The sequence below is a fragment of the Mycobacterium sp. IDUB_1 genome, assembly GCF_055419625.1.
Map to the genome: position 1 here is coordinate 1560153 of NZ_JBVAYA010000001.1, position 20042 is coordinate 1580194.

Sequence of the window (20042 nt, forward strand, 5' to 3'; positions counted from 1 at the left end):
GTCGTTTTTCGCGCTCGGCGTCTATGTCGGCACGCTGATCTAGTCCGCGCGACGCGGTCGGTGTCCGATCTCGCGGGCGTTCAGGCAGGCCAGCGTCAACATCAGCAGCCCGCCGATCGTCATCCACGCGGTGGCGCCCATCAACATCACCACCGCGATCGCCAGACAGATGATCGCCTGAACGGCGGCGCGCAGGTCGGAAGCCCTCACCCGCACGTCCTGGCCGTGCGACGATAACGGTCGGGGGAGCATGACACTCAGTATGCGCGGTATGGACGGGGCCTGGGAACCAAAGTGTTGGATGACGATGACGTACCGGTGGTCACGATCTCGACTCACCCGTCCCCGGACATGCCGCCGTTCGCCGAGATTCGCTGCAGCAATTGCGGTGCGCACCCGCCGATGGGCGACGGGGCCTCGATGGTGGGTATCTCTGTCAACGAAGGCGGAGCGATCTCGATGGGCGAGTTCGTCTGCCAGGCGTGTGGCCACCTCAACCCCAAGAGGGGAAGCTACCGCGCCGAGAACGTCGGCGGCACCCTTCAGATGGTGTTCTACGACCTCACCATCGACGAACTCGAACATCTGCTCAAAGAGGTCCGTGAAGCCGCCTCCTCCGCCGAGACGGTCGATGATCTGGCCGACGCGATCGAGGGGCGATCGAAGTCACTCGCCGACTGGCTACGCGGCCAAGCCAACCGGATGGAATTGTGGGGTGTGCTGGCCGTCCTCATCCCCACCCTGCTGTGGGCAATCGATCACGAAAAGCCCCCTCCCGCACCACAAATCAATCAGGTCATCATCAACGTTGAGACGGGAAACTTCCGCGACCTGCCCATCCGACCCAACGATAAATGCTTCTGCGGTCGCGACGCGAAGTTCAAAAAGTGCCATGGCCGGCACCCGACGGCCGAACCCCCACCCGCTCACCAGCACGGCTAGTCGCGGAGGTGCACGGTCAGCACCTCGTCGCGGGTCATCCCCGGTGCCAGGTCGTCGAGCAGCCCGCTCACGTGCCGCCGCGCAGCCTCGCGCGAATCGTGGGTGTGCGTCTGATCGGTCGTCCTGCCCTGCACACGCCAGGTCCACTCGACCTGCCAGTGTTCAATGCCCAATTCGTCAGGGTCCAGCTGGCTGACAATCACACGGGTCACGTTGAGGGACATGCGTTCCGCTCGTCGAGCAGCTCATCGGTCAACGCCATCGACCCGACGTACAGCGCGCGCACCGCGGCCAGCAGCTCGAACTCCCGGTCAACGTCGTCGACAGAGCGCGGTCATCGCGCCGCCGGAACGCTGCTGACGACACGGCCCGCCGGGTTGCGCCACAGCACGGTGCCGTAGTCGTCGACTTCGACGGTGAAGTGCTTCGAGCCTCCGGTGAATGCGACCATCAGCCAAACCGGCAGCCACAGGCCGCAGAGCAGGATGGTGACCAGTGCGTGCACGAGGTGGTTGACCGGCTCACCGATGACGACGGAGGCCGCGGTGCTCGAGCGCGTGAGCACTTTGCAGTGCGAGCCGATCAGTGCGCGATCAAGAATCTGGGATCGCTGCGCCCCCGTCATCCCAGCGGTGCGGTGCTCCGTCCACACCGAGCCGTCGAAGTAGCGTTGACCGCGCGCACCCGACGGGTCGGGGTACCAGCCGGCGGGCGACGTCATTTCCCGAGGCGCGCCCACATCAGCGCGCCCGGGTCAAGTTGCCACATGCCTTTATCGCCGTCGGCCGTGACGTGCACGGTCACGTCGCGCCGGGTGCCGTTCACCTTGCTGAGCGTCGCGATGCCCTCGTACTGATTGCCGTCCGCATGCACCAGCCTGACATCTTCGACCTGCAGAAATGGCAGGTCGCGATTGGTCTGAAACTCCTCCTGCATCGACTGCTTGACGTTCTCGGCCAGCTTGTCCTCATCAACACCGCAGCCGGCGAGCACCACACACAGCGCGGCAACCGCCGCGATCCCCCTAGTTACCGCCCCCATAGCTGGATGTTATCTGTGCGCAGCAAGGAGCATGCACGGTTTCGGGCCTCGTCGGCGCCGCTTCGGCCAAGCCGAGTAGTTCGGTGAACGCCCACCGTTCGTCGAGCAGCTGATCAATGATTTCTATCGACCCGCCGTGAAGCATTCGGGCCGCGGCCACGGTTGCGAGCTCCCGGTCGATCGCCTCGATGATCCACACGACTATTTGGACGCGTCAGGTGGAAGAACGGTTCCCCCTGTCACGCGGTTGTCACAACGGGAGTGATTCAGGCTGATCTGAGAAGAACTACCAAGTGCCGTTTCTGCTGTTCAGCGCCGATTGCTGATCCGTGGCGACTCACCAAGAGTTGCTACTTCTCGGACTGTAAATCCGTCGGCTAACGCCTACACAGGTTCGAATCCTGTACCTGCCACACCCGATCAGGCCCCCTTTCGAGGGGGCCTGATTTCGTGTGCGGGGGTGCGCCACGACCAGGAACGCGACGCTCGCGCCTCCTAGAATGCTGGTCATGGCCAGCAACGGTCTCGGCGAGTACCTGCGGTCGCGTCGCGGGCGGGTCACGCCGGGGGACGTGGGCCTGCCCAACGACGGGTTGCGACGGGTGAGCGGGCTTCGGCGCGAAGAAGTGGCGCTGCTGGCCGGGATGAGCGTCGACTACTACACCCGCCTCGAGCAGGGCCGCGAGCGCAGTCCCTCCCCGCAGGTGATCGACGCGCTGTCAGCGGTACTGCAGCTTCCCGACGACGCCCGTGAGCATCTGTTCCGATTGGCGGGGCTGAGCCCTCAGGAGCGCGGCAGCGTCAGCACTCGCGTCGATCCGGCGCTGCTCGAACTCCTGGAGATGTGGCCGTTCAACCCCGCGTTCGTCTACAACCGTGCGTTCGACGTCCTGGCCAGCAATCCGATCGCCGACGCGATGTTCATGCGGTGGACGCACTCGACGAACCTGATGCACATCATCTTCACCGAACCCGATGCCAAGACCTTCTACTGCAATTGGTCGGTGGTCGCCGAGGATGCGGTCGCGAGCTTCCGCCACGGTTTCGGTATCGCACCAAACGACGTGCGCCTTTGCACGGTGCGCGACGAGCTGTTGGAAGCCAGTCCAGAGTTCGCCGACATGTGGACCCGCCATGATGCTCGACGTAAATCTCTGCAGAACAAGACATTCCGGCATCCTGTGGTGGGAGTCATGACGCTGACGATGCAGACCTTCGACGTCCGCTCCAGCCCGGGTCAGGAGCTGGTGGTCTATCACGCCGAACCGGGATCCGCGAGTGCCGAGGCGCTCTCGCTGCTGTGCTCGTGGGCGGCCACCAGCTGACATCAGTGAACAACCCCAACGAGAGGATCAACGATGTCCATCTTGATGGTCACCTACATCGGTGACGGCACCAGCTCGTTCGACCGCAATTACTACGACGACAACCACATTCCGTTCGTCACCAAGACGTGGGCGCCGTTCGGCCTCGAGAGCACCGAGGTGTTCTATCCCGAGGATGCCGTCGAGGGACAGCACGTCGTGGCGGCGGCGCTGTGCCATTTCACCGACCGCGCGGGTCTGGATCGTGCCCTCACTGCGCCCGAATCCGGGCCCGTGTCTGAGGATGTCGCGAACTTCACCGATCTCACGCCGATCATGACAGTCGTCTCCCCAGCGTCGTGATGTCCCTGGGTGCACTGCACCCATTGTGCCCAGACGGGTGCTGACTAGCGTCGTAAATGCAGTGATCACCTCTGGAAAGGATCGATCGTGAAGCGCACGACTCTCGGTGGACTCGACGTGTCGGCTCAAGGACTGGGCTGCATGGGAATGAGCGAGTACTACGGTGAATCTGATTGGGACACAAGCATCGCCACCATCGGTCACGCTCTCGACGTCGGAGTCACCCTTCTCGACACGGCAGATCAGTACGGCGCAGGTCACAACGAGGTGCTGGTCGGCCGCGGCATCGCCGGCAGGCGAGACGACGTCCAGATCGCCACGAAGTTCGGCATCGACCGCAGCAGCGGCGACGAGAACCGGGTGCACCGCGGCGATCCGCCGTACGTGAAGCGATCATGCGATGCCTCGCTGCTGCGACTCGGTGTCGACCACATCGACCTCTACTACCTGCATCGGCCCCCGGACAACGCCGAGATCGAAGACACCGTCGGCGCGATGGCCGAACTCGTGCAGGCAGGCAAGGTCCGGTACCTGGGTTTGAGTGAGGTCAGCGCCGACCTTCTGCGCCGCGCCCACGCGGTGCACCCGATCGCCGCGGTGCAAAGCGAATACTCCCTGTGGACGCGCGATGTCGAACAGGTCACGCCCGTGATGGCCGAACTCGGCATCGGCCTGGTTCCCTACGCGCCCCTGGGGCGTGGTTTCCTGACCGGGTCGGTGAAGGCAGAAAACCTGGACCCCAACGATTTCCGTGCCCGCAACCCGCGCTTCACCGGTGACGCCAGCCAACAGAACCAGGCCATCGCCGACACCGTCCGCTCAGTTGCCGATCGGCTCGGCGTCCTGCCGGCGCAGGTCGCGCTGGCGTGGGTGTACGCCCAGGCTGAGCGGCTGGGCGTGTCGGTGGTGCCGATCCCCGGGACCCGCCACTCCGAACGGCTCGACCAGAACGTCGCATCGCTGGACGTCGAACTCGACGATGACGCGCTCGCCCAACTCCAGCCGTTGAGCGACCAGGTGCAGGGTGGCCGCTACGCCGATCGCGGGGTGCGCTGATGGCCTCGAGACTCGACGGCAAGGTCGCGGTCGTCACCGGCGCATCGAAGGGGCTCGGAGCCGAGATCGCGCGGCAGTTCGCGGCCGAGGGAGCGTCCGTCGTCGTGAACTACTCCCACAGCAAGGACGCCGCCGATGCCGTGGTCCGCGAGATCTGTGACGCAGGCGGTGAGGCCGTGGCCGTCCACGCCGATATGAGCGACGATGCTCAGGTTCGGGAGTTGTTCTCCGAAACCGACCGCGCCTTCGGTCGGCTCGACATCCTGGTGAACAACGCCGGTGTCTACGACTTCCAGCCCTTGAAGAACCTGAGCCAGGAGCTGTTCCGCCGCCACTTCGATCTCAACGTGTACGGCTACCTGACAGCCATCAAGGAGGCCGTCGAGTACATGTCACCCGGGGCGAGCATCGTGAACATGAGCTCCACGGTGACGATCTTCGGTCCGAGTGACGCCTCGGTGTACACCGCAACCAAGGGCGCGATCGACGGGCTCACCCGGGCTCTCTCGAACGAGCTGGCACCACAGGGCATTCGGGTCAACGCCATCAAGCCAGGTGTGGTGGACACCGAAGGGGTCGAAGCGGGTGGCTTCCTCACCAGCGAGTTCGGCAAGGCGCTGGTCGACGAGACGCCGCTGGGTCGGCTGGGTCGCTCCGAGGATGTCGCGCCGGCAGCCGTGTATCTGGCATCCGACGAAAGCGCATGGATGACAGGAGAGTTCATCACGATGGCCGGAGGGCAGCGCTGATGGCGAACTCCCAGACGTCGAGTCAGGTCGTCCAGAACTATTTCGACACCTTCTTCAGCCACGACGTCGACAAGACGCTGGAGTGCCTCACCGACGACGTCGTGTGGCGTGTCCAGGGAGCGTCCGATGTTCCGACGATAGGTACCCGGCATGGCAAGGAGGAAGTGCGGGAATGGCTTGCGCTGTTTCCGAAGCACTTCCAGCCGCTTGATTTCGACATCGCGAGGATGTTCGAGAACGGCGACCAGGTGATCGTCGTCGGCCACTTCACTCACCGTATCCTCGACACCGGCAGAGAATTCAGCAGTGACTTCGCGACCATCTGCACCGTGCGTGACGGCAAGGTGGCCGCCTACAACTTCCTCGAAGACTCCTATGGATTGTGGGAAGCCTTCCAGCCGGCGATCACCAGCGACTGACATCGAGAGGACTGCCGTGAACATCGCGGGCAACACCATTTTCATCCCCGGGTCGACCAGCGGCATCGGCCTCGCGCTGGCACTGGCTCTGCACGACAAGGGCAACACCGTCATCGTCGGCGGCCGGCGCACCGAACTCCTCGACCAGATCGCCGCACAGCATCCCGGCATCGACACCGTGCAGATCGACACGACCGATTCGGCCAGCATCTCGGCAGCGGCCGCATCCGTGATCGACAAGCATCCGGATCTCAACGTGATCATCGCGATGGCCGGTGTGATGCGTGTGGAGGACTGGCACCACCCCGACGGCTTCCTCGACTCCGCGGAGGCAGTCATCACCACGAACCTGCTGGGTCCGATCCGCCTGATCGCGGCGTTCATCGACCATCTGCAGAAGCAGCCGGCGGCCACGATCGTCACCGTGTCGTCGGGTCTGGCTTTCACGCCGCTGAAGATCACGCCGAGCTACAACGCCTCCAAGGCGGCCATCCACATGCTCACCGAGTCGCTGCGGCTGCAACTGGCCGACACGTCGGTGTCGCTCAAAGAACTGGTGCCGCCATCGGTGGCCACGGATCTGCTTCCCGGACAACGGGAGAGCACGTTCGCGATGCCGCTGGACAACTTCATCGCCGAGGTCATGCAGATCCTGGAAAGCGATCCGGACGGCAAGGAGATCCAGGTGGAGCGGGTGAAATTCCTTCGCTATTCGGAGGTACGAGGCGAGTACGACGATGTCGTGCGCACCCTCAACGAGGCCGATCCGAACTGAGGCTCCGCTGACGTTTTCGCCGAGCGGCCACGCAACCGCCCGGCAACCTCTAGTGTCTTGCCGTGTTCTCGTGGCTGATCCCGCGCGCCCTGCTCGCGCTTCTGCTCCTGTTCGCCATCACCCCTGCCGCCACCGCTGCCCCGTATCCGAGTGGCCCGGTCACGATGACGGCCGGAGCCGGGCCGGGCAGCGGGTTCGATCTGACGATCCGCTCTGTGGTCGACGCGCTGCAGGCCGAGAGCATCGTGAATGTGCCTCTGCCGGTTCAGAATCGGCCGGGGAACAGCGGTTCGGACTTCCTGGCGACGATGGTTGAGCAGTATCGGGGAGCCGACGATCAGCTGTCCGTCGCCTCGCTGGCGACGATGATGAACCAGGCGCGAGGCGTATCGCGCTACGGCTGCACCGACGTGACGATGATCGCGCGGCTGATGACCGAGTACTTCGTCGTCGTCACCACCCCGACCTCGCCTTACCAGAACCTGACCGACCTGATGGCAGCCATCAGGACCGATCCCGCTCGCGCCCGCGTCGGCGCCGCTCCCGACGACGAGGCACCCTTCGATCTGTTGGCCAATGCTGCCGGTGATGATCCGCGCGCCACCCGCTACATCGCCCACGAGGGCGGCGGCGAACAGACCGCGGCGCTGCGCAATGGTGAGGTGGAGGTGGCGATCGGCGGGGTCAGCGAGTTCGTCGACCAGATCCGCAGCGGCGAGCTGCGCGCGCTCGGTGTGCTGTCCGAGGACCGGTTGCCCGGGCTCGACGTGCCGACCGCGCGAGAACAGGGGCTGGACGTGACTCTGGCGAACTGGCGGGGGCTCTACGGGCCGCCGGCAATGCCGCAGTACGCCGTCGACTACTGGCGGCAGGCGTTGGCCACCATGGTGGCGACCCAGACCTGGAAAGGCATCGCCGACCGCAGCGGGTTCGTGACGACGTTCATGGTCGGCGACGAGCTGCAGACGTTCCTCGCCGACACCCAGGCCGACGTCGAGGCTGCTTACCGAATCGCCTAGCGCACCCTCAGTCCCCGCCGGCGCACCCACAGCGCTGCGGCTGCGGTGGCCAGCGCCCAGACCGCCAGCGCGATCCCCAGATGCACGACACTCTTGGTGTCACGGCCGAGGATGGGGCCGATGGCTGCGGGAATCCGGTTCCAGAACACCTCGTGTCCGACCCCGCCGATCGGGTCGGCGATGTAGTACAGCGCGTAGGGCAACGCCAACGCGGACAGCCAGAACGCGACGCGGCGCGTGTCGGAGCGGCGTCGCCATCGCCGCACCAGCGGCGCGGCAGCCACGGGGAGCAGTACGGAGACCAGATTTCCGATGCCGAGCCACGACACCACCGGCACCAGGACATTGGGCACAGTTCTGAGCAGTCGCGACGGTGTGTCGAACCACAGCGTGAACACGACCGCCGTCACCAGAGTGGGCAGACCGATCACCGCGAACAAGGCGAGGTTCTTCACCACGAGGATCCGCGACAGGGGTGTGCCCGACGTCATCGCGGCCTGTACGCGGTAGTGGTCGGAGCCGAGCATGTTCGTGGTCGTGATGTCGGCCAGGACGAACGACGCGAAGTAGGTGTCGACGACGACGATCAGATCGTTGTGCATGGGGTGGCGCGTCAGTGGCTGCACCAGCAGCCACATCGCGGCCAGCACCATGTTGATCGCGACGCCGTTCAGGCAGGCGTAGGGCGGATGGAACAGCCAGCGAATCTCGGCGGCGACGGCGCTCGGGAGAGGGAGGGCGAATGCCCCGGCGCTCCGGCGGGCGCTGTAGGGGCGGGCTGCACCGGCTCGCGCCATCGCCCTGGCGTAGCGACCGACGACCGCACTCATGGACACCTTTCCGGGACAAAGTGCCTGCGACCCTACCCGCGCGCACCTCGAGTTCGTCACCTCCGAGCAACCTCCGCGATGTACTGTTTGTCCGCTCGATCGATGACCCATGACAGCGAGGCAGCCGCGCCGTGAGACTCATCCTGGACTTGCTTCGCCCCTACCGATGGTCGGTGGTCGGCATCTTCGCGGTGCTCTGCGTCCAGATCGCGATGGGCCTGGCCGCGCCATGGCCCCTGAAGGTCGTGCTCGACAGCGTGGTCGGTGATCACCCGCTGCCGCCGTGGCTGCACGGACTGCTGCAGCCGATTCTCGGCGGCGAAAGTCGCATGCACATCGCCGGTCTCGCCGCGATCATGGTGATCATCATCGCGGTGATCGCCGCCATCGCCACCTACGCCGCCAATTACCTCACCGAGACGGTTGGCCAGCGCGTCGGCAACGATCTGCGTACCCGTGCTTATCACCATCTGCAGCAGCTCTCGTTGAGCTACTTCGACACTCACCGGGTCGGGCCGATCCTGTCGACGCTGACCGACGACGTCGACACCATTCAGGATTTCGCATCCGCCTCGACACTGGGGATCGCCACCGACCTGCTGACGATCGTCGGCATGCTCGGCCTGATGCTGTACCTGCAGTGGGATTTCACGCTGGTCGCACTCGCGGTCGCACCGCTGTTGCTGCTGTTCGTCTCCCGTATCCGCAAGGCGGTCAAGGCCGCAACCCATGAGGTCCGCCGACGTGAGTCCGACATCGTCGCCGTGGCTGAAGAGGGGCTGCAGTCGATCCGGGTCGTCAAGGCGTTCGATCGCGAAGCCCTGCAGGAACAGCAGCTGGCGATCGCCGGCCAGCAGGCCGTGGACGCCGCTCTCAACGCACGGCGGGTGAAATCGGTGGTCTCCCCGATCGTCGCGGTCGTGGTCGCGGCGTGTACGGCTCTGGTGCTGTGGCGTGGTTCGGCGCTCATCCTCGCCGGCGCGATGACCGCGGGAACGCTGACGGTGTTCATCAGTTACCTGGCGTCGTTCTTCAAACCAGTGCAGGATCTGGCGAAGCTGACCAACACGATCGCGATGGCCGCAGTCGGGGTCGAGCGGGTGGCCGCGCTGCTCGACGCGGAGACCGGCATCGAGGAGAGGCCCGACGCGGTCGCGGCCTCGAAGATCAAGGGCGGCATCCGCTTCGAGCGGGTGGCGTTCAGCTACGACGGTGAGAAGCCGGTGCTCCGGGACGTGACGTTCGAGGTGAGCCCCGGTCAGCTCGTCGGCATCGTGGGACACACCGGCAGCGGCAAATCGTCTCTGGTGAGCCTCATTCCACGCTTCTACGACCCCAGTATGGGTTCGGTGAAGATAGACGACGTGGACCTGCGCGACTACCGACTGCACGACATCCGCCAGCAGATCGGCTACGTGCTGCAGGACACGGTGCTGTTCCGGGGCACGATCCGCGACAACATCGCGTTCGGCCGACCCGACGCCAGCCACGACGAGATCGTGGAGGCAGCGAAACTGGCCAACGCCCACGAGTTCATCTCCGACATGCCGCAGGGCTACGACAGCGCGGTCGGCGAGCGTGGCATGACGTTGTCGGGCGGGCAGCGTCAGCGCATCGGCATCGCCCGAGCACTCATCCGTGACAGCCCGATCCTGATCCTCGACGAGCCGACGGCTGCGTTGGACGCGCAGTCCGAACATCTGGTGATGAGCGCACTGCAGCGGTTGATGAGTGATCGCACCGTGCTGACCATCGCGCACCGGCTTTCGACGATCCGCGAGGCCGACAAGATCGTCGTGCTCGAGGACGGCCGTGTGGTCGAAGAGGGCAGCCACAGCGAGTTGCTGGAGCTCGACGGCAGATACGCTGAGCTTCACCGCATCCAGTACGAGGACGAGAAACCGTGACCCGCTCCCTGATCATCCTGCCCGACGATTCGGCGCAGCCCGTTCTCGACGCCATCCACACCGCGAGCAAGTCGGTGCGCGTGAAGATGTTCGCATTCAGCCACCAGCCGCTGCTCGACGCGATCGTCGCGGCGCATCAGCGCGGCGTCCTGGTCAAGGTGATGCTGAACCCGGAGCGGCGCGACGGCGAAACAGACAACGACGGTGCGCGAGACCTGTTGACGGGATACGGCATCGATGTCACGGAGAGCAACCCGTCGTTCGGGTTGACCCACGAGAAGTCGATGGTGATCGACGACGAGTTCGCGTTCGTGGAATCGTTGAACTGGACCGACGAGAACTTCACCGAGACGCGCGATTACGCGGTGGTCACGCCGAGCTCGCACGAGGTGCTCGAGATCATCGAGTGTTTCGAAGCCGACTGGGCGCGAGAGGAATTCAACCCCGGTGACGACGCCCGGCTGATCTGGTGTCCGACCAACGGGCGGGCCCGGATCGCCGATTTCATCGACCGGGCCGACAAGACGCTGTTCGTGCAGAACGAGCGCTACCAGGACCCGGTGATCATCGAGCGGTTGGTGCGCGCGGCGCGCCGTGGGGTCAAGGTGCACGTGATGGCCCGTGCCGCCCATCATCTGAAGGCCGACAAGCTCCTCGAGGGTGTCAGCGGGTTACGCATCCTCGAGGATGTCGGCATCAAGATCCACCGGCTCAAGCACCTGAAGCTGCACGCCAAGATGATGGTGGCCGATCACGAGCGGGCGATCGTCGGTTCGATCAACCTGTCGCCGGGGAGTTTCGACCATCGGCGCGAACTCGCCATCGAGGTCGACGATCACCACCTGATCACCCGGTTGAATCACGTCGCGCACCATGACTGGAAGCATTCCGCGCCATTGGATCTCAGCGACGAGGCGCTACTGGCCGATTTGGCCCACAGCGACAAGCGGCAGGTCGACCAACTCGGTCTCCACCGGCCTCAGTAGCCACGGGGTCAGTGCGCCCCGCTGTGCACCATCTGCTCGCGTGTGGCCCGGGACGCGCTCCCTGGCGCACCCGCAGGGACGACCAACACAGGCACTGCGGCGTGGGCGATCACGGCCGCGGTGACGCTGCCCTGCAGATGGCCCACCAGTCCGCTGCGGCGGTGCGGCCCCAGCACGATCATCGCGGCGTCGTGCTCGGTGGCAGCGGCGACGATGCCCTTCCACGTCGGAGTCGCCTCGACCGCCACGCTGCAGGCATGCAAGCCCGCCGCTTCGGCGAGCGAAGCACCATGCGCGGCAGTCTTTTCCGCGGCCGACCGGACATCGCCCGCCCGGTCGGCGTCGACGCGGTCGTCGTCCACCGGACGGAAGCCGACGTCGACCGGCTGCCAGACGCAGACCACGACGGCGTCGCGGTGCGGCGCCAGGTGTTCGGTGGCCCGGGAAATCGCCGCCGCTGCGAGTTCGGTGCCGTCGTAGGCGAACAGGATCGGCCGGTCGCCGGTCGCCGTCAGGACGGGCGCCGGAGCAGGGGTACTGCCGAGAGTGCTGGGGCCCGGTGTCGTCGGGAGTCCGCGCAGGCGTGCCAGCAGCGGCGGTGAATGCCACGCGGGGGAGTCCCCGTCGAGGAACTCGTCGAGGTCCGGCGTCTGAGGCCTGGCTCCGCTCAGCGCGTAGACCGCCACCCCGAACACGGCACCGCCGATCGCGAGACCGAACCCGACCCACAGTGCGATGCCGGTCCCGGCGACGAGATCGTCGGACACCCGGGTGGCCAGGTGGGCGAAGATCGGCGCCACCATGAACGCCGCGACAGCACGCAACAATTCGATGATCGCGAACACGCGTTGCAGGCTGTTCGACTGCAGCGAGAAGCCGGCGACGAACAGCGCAGGCGCCACGGTGGCGCCGAGCGCGAGCCCGGTCAGGGCCGAACCGAGAAGCGCCAGTGAATGATTCGCCGGCAGCGACAGCCGGAACACCAGAATGCCTGCGGCGAGCAGCCCCATGCCGACCAGGGGCAGGTAGTGCATCGCGCGGCGGGAGATCACGAAGCCGAACACGACGGCCATCACGATCGCGCCGCCGAGTTCCGGCAGGTAGAGCAGTCCGACCTGGACGGGGCTGAACGATTGCAGGAACACTGCGGCGGTCAGCGCGGTCGCGGCCACCGACGCGGCCGCAGCGAACAGTGCCACGCCGACGCCGGCTACCGGGATCGCACTGGTGAGCATCGTGCGGATCGTCAGCAGCGGCCGGGCGGCGCGGTACTGGTAGACGATGAGCGCGACGATCAGCAACAGCCCGCCGAGCATCGGGACGGTCACCGCGAGATCGGAGATCTCATGGCTGGTCAGTTGAGCGGCTCCGACGAACGCCGCCGTGCACCCCACCGTGGCCAGCGCGATGGCAGGCAGGTCGCGGGGCGCATCACGGTCGGCGGGAGGCGCGTCGTCGAACGTCAGCACGGCCAGCACGAGGGCGGCCAGCGCGACCGCAGCGACGATCCAGAACAGGGGCCGCCATGCGTGCGCTTCGGCTTGTGCACCGCCGATGAACGGGCCGAGTGCGACGGCGCCGAACACGCACATGTTCATGATCACCGCGGTGTTGCGCAACTTGTCGCGGGGGAAGCCGATGGTCAGCGGCGGAGCGGCGGCGATCAACAGCATGCTGGTCGACAAGCCCTGCAGAACGTGTCCGATCACGAACGTCGGCGCATTCGGCGCGGCCGCGACAGTCACCGATCCGACCACCAGCAGCACCGCGTAGCCGACCAGCATCCGGCGCTGCGGCAGGTGCTGGGCGAACTGCACGGCCAGCACGGTGCCGACCGCGTACGCGGCGTTGCCCAGTCCCGAACTGATCGCCATCGTCTGCGCACTCATGTGCAGCTGTTCGCTGATGATCGGCACCAACGGGTCGAGTGCGGCCGACAACGCCAGGTAGGGGATCAGCGCCAGCGTGACCATGGCGGCCACCGCGGGGTATCGCCCGGCCAGGGGTCCTTGGCGCATCAGCAGCACCCACCGGAAACACGGTCACGATGCGAGAAGAGGGCCACGTTGGGCGGCAACCGGGTCCCGGCGCCCGGCATTCCCCGATCAGCGGTGTTCCCAGGGACCTCCCAGGAAAACGGTCAGATCACCGGAGGTGTGCCGATGCGGATGATCTGCCCGGTGTCGTAGCGCAACTGATAGAGGGCCCCGTCGGTGCCCTGCGCGAGTACGACGGTCCCGCCGGCCTGTGCATCGAAGTCCCGGACGTTCCCGCAGGAGGAGAAGTCGGCAGTGCAGTCCAGCGCCTTGATCCAGCCCTTCACCAGGTCGGCGACCAGCAGGGTGTTCTGGAACTCGTCACCGAGCTGACCCCCGTTGTAGAACAGCACCGACGTGATGGCCGCGCCGCCGCTGCCGTGCCCGTAGGTGTAGATCGGGTCCTGCACGCCGACGCAGTCACTGGTGCAGAGGCCCTCCGAGCCGGGCCATCCGTAGTTGCCCCCGGCGATGACGTTGTCGACCTCTTCGAAGGAGTTCTCGCCGACGTCGGCGACCAGCAGCTGACCGCTGGGAGTGAAGGTCAGCCGGAACGGGTTGCGGAAGCCGTACGCGTAGATCTGCGGCAGCGCCCCGTCGCCCAGGTCCGGGTTGTCGTCGGGGACCGTGCCGTCGGGATTGATCCGGATGATCTTGCCGTGGATGGTGCCGAGGTCTTGGGCGTTGTCGGAGTTCTTGTTGTCGCCGACGCCCCAGTAGAGCATCCCGTCGGGACCGAATCCGAGTGCGCCGCCGTGGTGGAAGAAGGCCGAGGGGTCCGTCGACTGCAGCAAGACCTTCTGGGAGCCGAACACCACGCGGTCGCCGCGCACGGTCAGCCGCGCCAGCCGGTCCCGCGCGAAGATCGTCGTATAGGCGACGTAGATGTAGCCGTTGGTCTCGAAATCGGGGTCGACGGTCAGGCCGCCGAGGCCGCGCTCACCTTGAGTCAGCGTGGGCACCCGATAGAGCGGTCGCCGCTGGACATCACCGTCCTCGTCGACGACGCGGATCCGCCCGTTCTTCTCCGCGACGAGGATGCGGCCGTCGGGCAGGAACTGGAAGTCGGTCGGTTGCGTGAAGCCGGATGCGACGACGGTGCGTTCGGGGGCGACGTCAGCGGCCGCCACGGTCTGTCGCGTGCCCGCCGCGGTCAGCCCGGCGCCGACGAGGTCCAGCAATCGCGAGGGCCGGGGGCTGGGTGCGGCCGGCTCGGCCGGTTCGGGCGAGTCGATCGTCACGGTGCGTTCGTGGCGCTGGGCGACGCGCTCGGCGCGGTCGGCGGCGCGCTGCTCGCGGGCGGCCGCGCGGTCGGCCCGGGCTTCGGCCCGGCGGGTGGCGCGATCGTTGCGTGCCTCGCTGCTCTCGGCGCTATCGCGGCGCACTCGGGGACCTGCAGCCGGCGACGAATCACCTTGTGTTGCAACGTTCCTCGCAGTCGACGGCGGCGACGACGACGTATCGTCGTCCGCGGACGCGACTGCCTGGCCCGTCAGGACCGCCGCACCGATACCGAGGGCGATGGCGAGGCCCCCGACTCGGCCGATGTGGAGAGCGGATCTGGCCGCTGACGACGATTCCCCCATGACGCCTCCTTGCGAGCGGGGTCCCAGCACCGCTCTGTCGGCGGTAACCGAGCAACATCCCGATGGGGCGACTGTAGGTCGCGCATGGGGAGCGCATTGCGTTTTCGGCGTGAAATCTGTGACGTCGCTGTGCGGGCGGGATGCGCAGGCGAGCAACACTTTTCGCGCATCGTGGCATGTCAAGATCGAAACATGCAGAGTCGTTCGGATATGGCGAAGGCGCCCCGCTCGCCGGGCGCGATCCCGTAAGGGCCGATGAGTTCAGCCCGCGAGCTCAGCAAACACAACACGACACCAGGTTGCCGATCATGACCGATCGATGACCAACAGTGTGATCCAGCTCACAACGGCGTATCCTCGAAGCATCCCGGCGAAGAAGGGAGTTGCCATGAAAGGCGCTCATCGCGATCCGGTGGACCACGTTCGCACGACTCTGCCGCACAGCGGGGAATCCTTCATCGACACGCTGTGGTTGCCCGGACTGCTGCTGATCGCAATCGGCACGGTACTGATCGCAGGCACCGTCGCCGCGACGGCATACGGCAACCGTGATCTGTCGCTGATCCTGGGGCTCATCGCCGGAGCGCTCGTGACCGCGGGTGCCCTCCTGATCGCGCTGGAGCATCAGCGGGTCAAGCGCGTCGAGAGGCGGTGGCAGAGGGAACATCCCGACCACCGAGATCTTCGTGCGAGCTAGCTGAGGCTGCTGACAGCAACATCGTGGTTCGGCCGCCGCCGGGCCAGATTCGGCGAATTGACGCGTGGATCATGATCGATTTCTGGGCAATCTCCGCGAAACGCCATATCAGCAAATATTCCGCCATACACTGCCGAACACCACGCGAGGGGGAGGCAATGGGTATTCGTCGGGCGGGCACGCAGGGCAGGCATCGGGCACGGAAGCAGCAGTCGAGCGGTGGACGGCGACGGGCCAAGGCGGCGGTGACCGCCGTCGGCATGGCTGGAGTTGCCGTCGCCGGTGCGGCGATGCTTGGGACAGCCCCGACGATGTCGGTGAGCCCGCAGCTGCTCGCGACCCTGCACTACCTGCGTGGCACCACGAACGGTCATCAGGCGACGCAGCAGGAGTTCGAGGACTTCATCGGTGTCGTGGTCGACGGCACGGGCGCCCCAGCGACCGATGGCCCTTATGAGAAGGTCGACTACAACGCCGGATTCTGGCCCATCTCGGCGGGCGGCTTCAAGGACCTGAAGTTCGACGATTCGGTCGCCGAGGGCGTGGCCAACCTGGCAGAGGCGAGTCCGGCCAACGGCGACGTGATCTTCGGTTTCTCCCAGGGGGCGGCCGTCGCGTCGCAGTACAAGGCGACCCACGAGGGCAACACCTATATCTTGGTCGCGAATCCGAACCGGCCCAACGGCGGCATCCTGGAGCGCTTCGCTGGACTACACATCCCGATCCTTGACGTCAGCTTCAACGGAGCCACCCCTGACAACGGCGATCCCACCATCGACGTCGCCCGCCAGTACGACGGCTGGTCCGATTTCCCGACGTATCTGTGGAATCCACTGGCGATCGCCAACGCGATCGCGGGGATGGCTCTGGTGCACGGCAACACCCAGTTCGAGCTGACGGCCGAGGATCTGATCGCGGCCAGGGAATCGGGCGACAGTGACTACTACCAGGTGGACGAGGGCACCAACACCACCTATTACGTGGTGCGGACCTACCCGATCCCGCTGTTGATCCCGCTGGATCCGTTCCTGCCTGACGCGGTGATCGCGGCACTCGACGCGCCACTTCGCAAGATCATCGAAACTGCTTACGACAGAAGTGATTACGGTGCGCCGACGCGCGCCACCATTTTCCCGCGCCGGAACGTGCAGCCGGAGGTGGCGACCGTGGGCGAGCCGCAGGTCGTCGAGCCGGCGCAGCCGCAGCGGTCGACGCCGGAGCCGCGCGAGCAGGACGAGGACCGGGACCAGGGCACGAAGCGCTCGTCGTGGCACCCCGGAAAGCATCTTCGCGAGGCGCTGGAGGAGGCGAACGCGACCCGCCACGAGAAGAAGAGTGCTCGTCAGGGGCGTGAGGACTCCGCCTCGAACGATGACGCGACGAGCGAGGATGCCCCGAAGAAGGTCCAGGCCCCGTCGGACGACTCGACGTCCGCCGGCCCCGCCGCGAAGGGCGAGGCCGCCTGACCTCTGGTCACCACACGCGGTGGACGTGGCGGTGGAGGCGGTGCCGGTACTCCGCTGGGTTCGAGATGTGAGCGTTCGGGGTGTGAGCCTTCGGTGACGTGACGATGGAGGGGCCGAACACCCGCGGCTGGGTCGGCATGTGCAACCGGGTGTCACGCGGGGTGCTCGGCGCATGGCCGTTGTGCGTCGTGGTCACATGGGTGGTGGAGGGGGTAGCCGCGGCGGCAGTTCCGGTGAGTCCGAGTGCACCACCCAGGATGCCGGCGGTGAGCAGGGGGGCAGCGACGATGCGAGCGGTGATGTTCATGATGATTTCCTTTGTCTGCGTTGGTATTTGATTTTCCTGCCGGTTGTTTCGGCGTTGATACGAGAATGCCCGGCGTCGGGGGTCGCCGTCTGTCCACCGGGCGGCGGATGGCCAGGACGAAACCCTGGTCCTCCGATCGGGGGATACCGGTCCGCTGGTGGGGTGCGGCGCGGGATGCGATGTTGTAGCGATGACGTCTGCGCACTGCTCGCGATGCGGCGCCGAGCGGCCGTCGTGGTTGGGGGAGCCGCATCGCTGCGTCGGCAACGCCGACCTGTCCTGGCTGAGCTTCCATGAGATGAGTGCGTCCGCGGCGATGGCCTGGCGGCGCCACCTGCTCGAGGGTGCGCCGTGAGCGGGATTTGCGGGTCGCGGCACGCGCGGTAGGGTCGTCGGTTAGTCGCAAAGAGATCGGATCGTGACGTCATGGACCTTGTGCTCGGCCTGTCGATGACGTCGTCATCGGTGCGCTGGGTGCTGGTCGAAGGCACCGCCGGTGACGGCGCCACCATCGATCGGGGATCCGCCGACCGTGCCGGCGTGGATGCCGGCGCGTTGCTCGACTCCCTGATCGGCGAAGACACCTCCCGACGCCTGCACGCCGTCGGCCTGACCTGGTGTTCCACCGCGGAGAGCACCGCGAGTGCGGTGTGGCAGGCGCTCACCGACCGCGGAGTCGAGAACGTCATCGCGGTCTCAGATGTCGAGGCGGCCGAGACTCTGGCGCTCGGTATCGCCGATGTCGCCGGACACGAGCGCGTCATGGTCTACGTCGCCGAACCCGCCGCATCGGTGCTGGTCGGGGTGAACCCCGATGGCGTCACGGCCGACCGTGTTGACGTGGCCGCGCTCGCCCACGCGCAGCTCCCGGCGGCCGACGCGGCGGTCGTGCTGGGTTCCGGTGATGTCGCGGGGGCGATGGCCGTCCTGCAGCAGCGCACGGACGCCGCCGTGGTGTCCGCCGATCAATCGGAGCTGGCTCTCGCGCGAGGGGCTGCGTCGGCGGCGGCATCGGCGGTGGCTCTCCTCGACGTCGCCCATCGATCCTCGGGGCGGCGCCTCTCGACCACCGCCGTGCTGGCCTCGGTGCTGGCCGCGGCCGTCGTGACGCTCGTCGTGTCGGTGTCGGCGGCCGTCGGTCTCAGCCTCACCCCCGATCCCGCCCCGCAGATGGCGCGCTCAGTGCAGAACGAGGTCCCCGAGGCGGCCCCGCCTGCCCCTGAGGTCGTGGCTCCTCCTGCGCCGGCCGCTCCGCCGCCGGTGCCCGCGGCGCCCGTCGCCAACGAAGCGCCCGCACCCGAGGCCGTGCAACTGCCCGCTCCACCCGAGGTGGCGCCTGTGGTGGAGGAGCCTGCGGCGGCCGCGCCCGCGCCAGCGCCGGAGTACGTCCCGCCGGCACCCCCGCCGGACTATCTGGCTCCCGCGCCGGGTGCACCCGTCCTGGTGCCCCCGGGCGGACCGCTCCCGGCGGCCGTGCCTCCTCCGGTGGTCGTCGACAATCCTCAGCCGCGGCTGCGGGATCGCATCATCGAACGCATCCCGATCATCAACCGGTTCCACGAGCCGCAGTACGACTACACGCCCTAGCCGGCGGTCCCGGCGACCACGTTGCGTAGCGGCATGCCCTGCTGCAACCGCAGGATGTTCGCTGCGACATCCTCGACGCGGCCTGCGAAGGTATCCGACGTGACGCCCGACGAGTGCGGTGTCATCAGCACGTTGGGTAGCTCCCCGAAGGGGAGATCGCTCGGGGCACAGGGGGTTCCGTCGGTCGGATAGCGATACCAGACGTCTATCGCGGCTGCGGCGATCACGCCCTCGGTCAACGCCTCGTAGAGCGCCTGTTCCTGCACCAACGGGCCGCGCCCGACGTTGATCAGTACCCCCTCGGGGCCCAGTGCCGCGAGCTCCGAGGCGCCGATCATTCCCGTGGTGGCGGAGTTCAGCGGGGCCGACACCACGACGACATCACTGTCGCGCATCAGTCGGTCGAGCGCGCTCGTGTCGTCCACCCACGCGAGCCCCGCGTCATCTGCGGCCCTGCCCGAACCGGTGACAGCAACCGCAGTGCAACCGAACGCGCGCAACAGTTTCCAGCTGCACTGACCGATGTGGCCGAACCCGACGAAGCCGATCCGCGCCTCGCCCAGTGTGGAGGCCTGGTCGATCGTGCGGTCGTAGACCGATGTCGCCCAGACACCCTCCCGGAGCGCGCGATCCTGGACGAGGAAGCGGCGGCGCAACATCACCGCGGCAGCAGCCACGTACTCGGCGATCGAACGTTCGTGGTGAAAGGTGTTGGCGACGAGCGTTTCGGGGCTCAGTGCCGCGAAGTCGATCTTGTCTGTGCCGGCACCGGCGACGTGGATTAGGCGCAGCTTCTCGGCGGTGCGTGCCATGTCGGCGGTGAAGCGGCTGCCGACGAACACGTCCGCATCGCGCAGGTCCGACTCGGTGGCACCGTCGGGGAGCCAGTGGATGTCCGATCCAGCGGGTGCCTTTGCCTCGAAGCGATCGCGGTGCGGCAGGAGGTTGGGGTCGGCGACGACGATCTTCACG

22 protein-coding genes, 1 tRNA gene and 1 pseudogene are annotated in these 20042 nt (G+C 66.6%); 15 read left to right on the plus strand and 9 right to left on the minus strand.

Annotated elements, in window-relative coordinates; all coding sequences use genetic code 11:
- Nucleotides 1-39: 39 nt before the first annotated feature.
- Complete coding sequence (locus tag ACZYYX_RS08060) at nt 40-210, minus strand: hypothetical protein (RefSeq protein WP_463813900.1); 171 nt, start codon at nt 208-210, stop codon at nt 40-42.
- Between the two features lie 141 nt (nt 211-351).
- Here ACZYYX_RS08060 and ACZYYX_RS08065 point away from each other — a divergent pair, with 141 nt between their 5' ends.
- Nucleotides 352-942, plus strand: coding sequence for an SEC-C metal-binding domain-containing protein (locus ACZYYX_RS08065; protein ID WP_463813901.1), 591 nt, complete (start codon nt 352-354; stop codon nt 940-942).
- On the opposite strand, the gene ACZYYX_RS08070 is transcribed toward ACZYYX_RS08065, so the two are convergent.
- From ACZYYX_RS08070 to ACZYYX_RS08080, 3 genes and pseudogenes are all read right to left on the minus strand, one after another.
- The gene (locus tag ACZYYX_RS08070; protein WP_463813902.1) at nt 939-1145 is read right to left on the minus strand and encodes a hypothetical protein; all 207 of its coding nucleotides are present in this window, start codon (nt 1143-1145) and stop codon (nt 939-941) included. The genes ACZYYX_RS08065 and ACZYYX_RS08070 overlap by 4 nt on opposite strands.
- A gap of 131 nt (nt 1146-1276) precedes the next feature.
- Nucleotides 1277-1654: pseudogene (locus ACZYYX_RS08075) on the minus strand (DUF2510 domain-containing protein); the annotation flags it as partial.
- A gap of 5 nt (nt 1655-1659) precedes the next feature.
- Nucleotides 1660-1983 carry a hypothetical protein gene (locus ACZYYX_RS08080; RefSeq protein WP_463813903.1) on the minus strand — a complete coding sequence of 108 codons (324 nt, stop codon included), beginning with the start codon at nt 1981-1983 and terminating at the stop codon, nt 1660-1662.
- Nucleotides 1984-2326: 343 nt separating this feature from the next.
- On the opposite strand from ACZYYX_RS08080, the gene ACZYYX_RS08085 reads away from it, so the two are divergent.
- The 8 genes from ACZYYX_RS08085 to ACZYYX_RS08120 all read left to right on the plus strand — a co-directional run bounded on the left by ACZYYX_RS08085 (nt 2327) and on the right by ACZYYX_RS08120 (nt 7668).
- A tRNA-Tyr gene (locus ACZYYX_RS08085) sits at nt 2327-2396 on the plus strand.
- A gap of 96 nt (nt 2397-2492) precedes the next feature.
- A complete protein-coding gene (locus ACZYYX_RS08090) occupies nt 2493-3308 on the plus strand; it encodes a helix-turn-helix transcriptional regulator (RefSeq protein ID WP_463813904.1) in 816 nt (271 codons plus the stop codon).
- 33 nt (nt 3309-3341) lie between these two features.
- Entirely contained in the window at nt 3342-3650 is a 309-nt protein-coding gene (locus ACZYYX_RS08095; RefSeq protein ID WP_463813905.1) for an EthD family reductase, read from the plus strand.
- Nucleotides 3651-3734: 84 nt separating this feature from the next.
- The gene (locus ACZYYX_RS08100; RefSeq protein WP_463814843.1) at nt 3735-4706 is read left to right on the plus strand and encodes an aldo/keto reductase; all 972 of its coding nucleotides are present in this window, start codon (nt 3735-3737) and stop codon (nt 4704-4706) included.
- On the plus strand, nt 4706-5455 hold the full coding sequence (locus ACZYYX_RS08105) for an SDR family NAD(P)-dependent oxidoreductase (RefSeq protein WP_463813906.1): 750 nt from the start codon (nt 4706-4708) through the stop codon (nt 5453-5455). The genes ACZYYX_RS08100 and ACZYYX_RS08105 overlap by 1 nt, the downstream gene beginning before the upstream one ends.
- Nucleotides 5455-5874: a nuclear transport factor 2 family protein gene (locus tag ACZYYX_RS08110; RefSeq protein WP_463813907.1), complete on the plus strand. Its 420-nt coding sequence runs from the start codon at nt 5455-5457 to the stop codon at nt 5872-5874. Before ACZYYX_RS08105 ends, ACZYYX_RS08110 begins: the two co-directional genes overlap by 1 nt.
- A 16-nt stretch (nt 5875-5890) precedes the next feature.
- Entirely contained in the window at nt 5891-6649 is a 759-nt protein-coding gene (locus ACZYYX_RS08115) for an SDR family oxidoreductase (RefSeq protein ID WP_463813908.1), read from the plus strand.
- Between the two features lie 62 nt (nt 6650-6711).
- Complete coding sequence (locus tag ACZYYX_RS08120) at nt 6712-7668, plus strand: tripartite tricarboxylate transporter substrate binding protein (protein WP_463813909.1); 957 nt, start codon at nt 6712-6714, stop codon at nt 7666-7668.
- Here ACZYYX_RS08120 and ACZYYX_RS08125 read toward each other — a convergent pair.
- Nucleotides 7665-8498, minus strand: coding sequence for a hypothetical protein (locus tag ACZYYX_RS08125; RefSeq protein ID WP_463813910.1), 834 nt, complete (start codon nt 8496-8498; stop codon nt 7665-7667). The two genes, ACZYYX_RS08120 and ACZYYX_RS08125, sit on opposite strands and share 4 nt — an antisense overlap.
- A gap of 131 nt (nt 8499-8629) precedes the next feature.
- On the opposite strand from ACZYYX_RS08125, the gene ACZYYX_RS08130 reads away from it, so the two are divergent.
- Nucleotides 8630-10405: an ABC transporter ATP-binding protein gene (locus ACZYYX_RS08130; protein ID WP_463813911.1), complete on the plus strand. Its 1776-nt coding sequence runs from the start codon at nt 8630-8632 to the stop codon at nt 10403-10405.
- The gene (locus tag ACZYYX_RS08135; protein ID WP_463813912.1) at nt 10402-11391 is read left to right on the plus strand and encodes a phospholipase D-like domain-containing protein; all 990 of its coding nucleotides are present in this window, start codon (nt 10402-10404) and stop codon (nt 11389-11391) included. Before ACZYYX_RS08130 ends, ACZYYX_RS08135 begins: the two co-directional genes overlap by 4 nt.
- 8 nt (nt 11392-11399) lie before the next feature.
- Here the strand turns inward: ACZYYX_RS08135 and ACZYYX_RS08140 are convergent, their stop codons facing one another.
- Nucleotides 11400-13409, minus strand: coding sequence for an MFS transporter (locus ACZYYX_RS08140; RefSeq protein ID WP_463813913.1), 2010 nt, complete (start codon nt 13407-13409; stop codon nt 11400-11402).
- A 122-nt stretch (nt 13410-13531) separates the two neighbouring features.
- A complete protein-coding gene (locus tag ACZYYX_RS08145) occupies nt 13532-15013 on the minus strand; it encodes a PQQ-dependent sugar dehydrogenase (RefSeq protein WP_463813914.1) in 1482 nt (493 codons plus the stop codon).
- 388 nt (nt 15014-15401) lie between these two features.
- Between ACZYYX_RS08145 and usfY the strand changes: the two genes are divergently transcribed.
- Nucleotides 15402-15710 carry a protein UsfY gene (gene usfY / locus ACZYYX_RS08150; protein ID WP_463813915.1) on the plus strand — a complete coding sequence of 103 codons (309 nt, stop codon included), beginning with the start codon at nt 15402-15404 and terminating at the stop codon, nt 15708-15710.
- A gap of 158 nt (nt 15711-15868) precedes the next feature.
- Nucleotides 15869-17176: a PE-PPE domain-containing protein gene (locus ACZYYX_RS08155; protein WP_463813916.1), complete on the plus strand. Its 1308-nt coding sequence runs from the start codon at nt 15869-15871 to the stop codon at nt 17174-17176.
- Between the two features lie 7 nt (nt 17177-17183).
- Here ACZYYX_RS08155 and ACZYYX_RS08160 read toward each other — a convergent pair whose 3' ends face one another.
- A complete protein-coding gene (locus ACZYYX_RS08160) occupies nt 17184-17483 on the minus strand; it encodes a hypothetical protein (protein WP_463813917.1) in 300 nt (99 codons plus the stop codon).
- A gap of 190 nt (nt 17484-17673) precedes the next feature.
- Between ACZYYX_RS08160 and ACZYYX_RS08165 the strand changes: the two genes are divergently transcribed.
- Both ACZYYX_RS08165 and ACZYYX_RS08170 read left to right on the plus strand, forming a co-directional pair.
- A complete protein-coding gene (locus ACZYYX_RS08165; protein ID WP_463813918.1) occupies nt 17674-17838 on the plus strand; it encodes a hypothetical protein in 165 nt (54 codons plus the stop codon).
- 71 nt (nt 17839-17909) lie between these two features.
- Nucleotides 17910-19070: a DUF7159 family protein gene (locus ACZYYX_RS08170; RefSeq protein ID WP_463813919.1), complete on the plus strand. Its 1161-nt coding sequence runs from the start codon at nt 17910-17912 to the stop codon at nt 19068-19070.
- Here the strand turns inward: ACZYYX_RS08170 and ACZYYX_RS08175 are convergent.
- The gene (locus ACZYYX_RS08175) at nt 19067-20041 is read right to left on the minus strand and encodes a 2-hydroxyacid dehydrogenase (protein ID WP_463813920.1); all 975 of its coding nucleotides are present in this window, start codon (nt 20039-20041) and stop codon (nt 19067-19069) included. The two genes, ACZYYX_RS08170 and ACZYYX_RS08175, sit on opposite strands and share 4 nt — an antisense overlap.
- Between the last annotated feature and the right edge of the window lies 1 nt (nt 20042).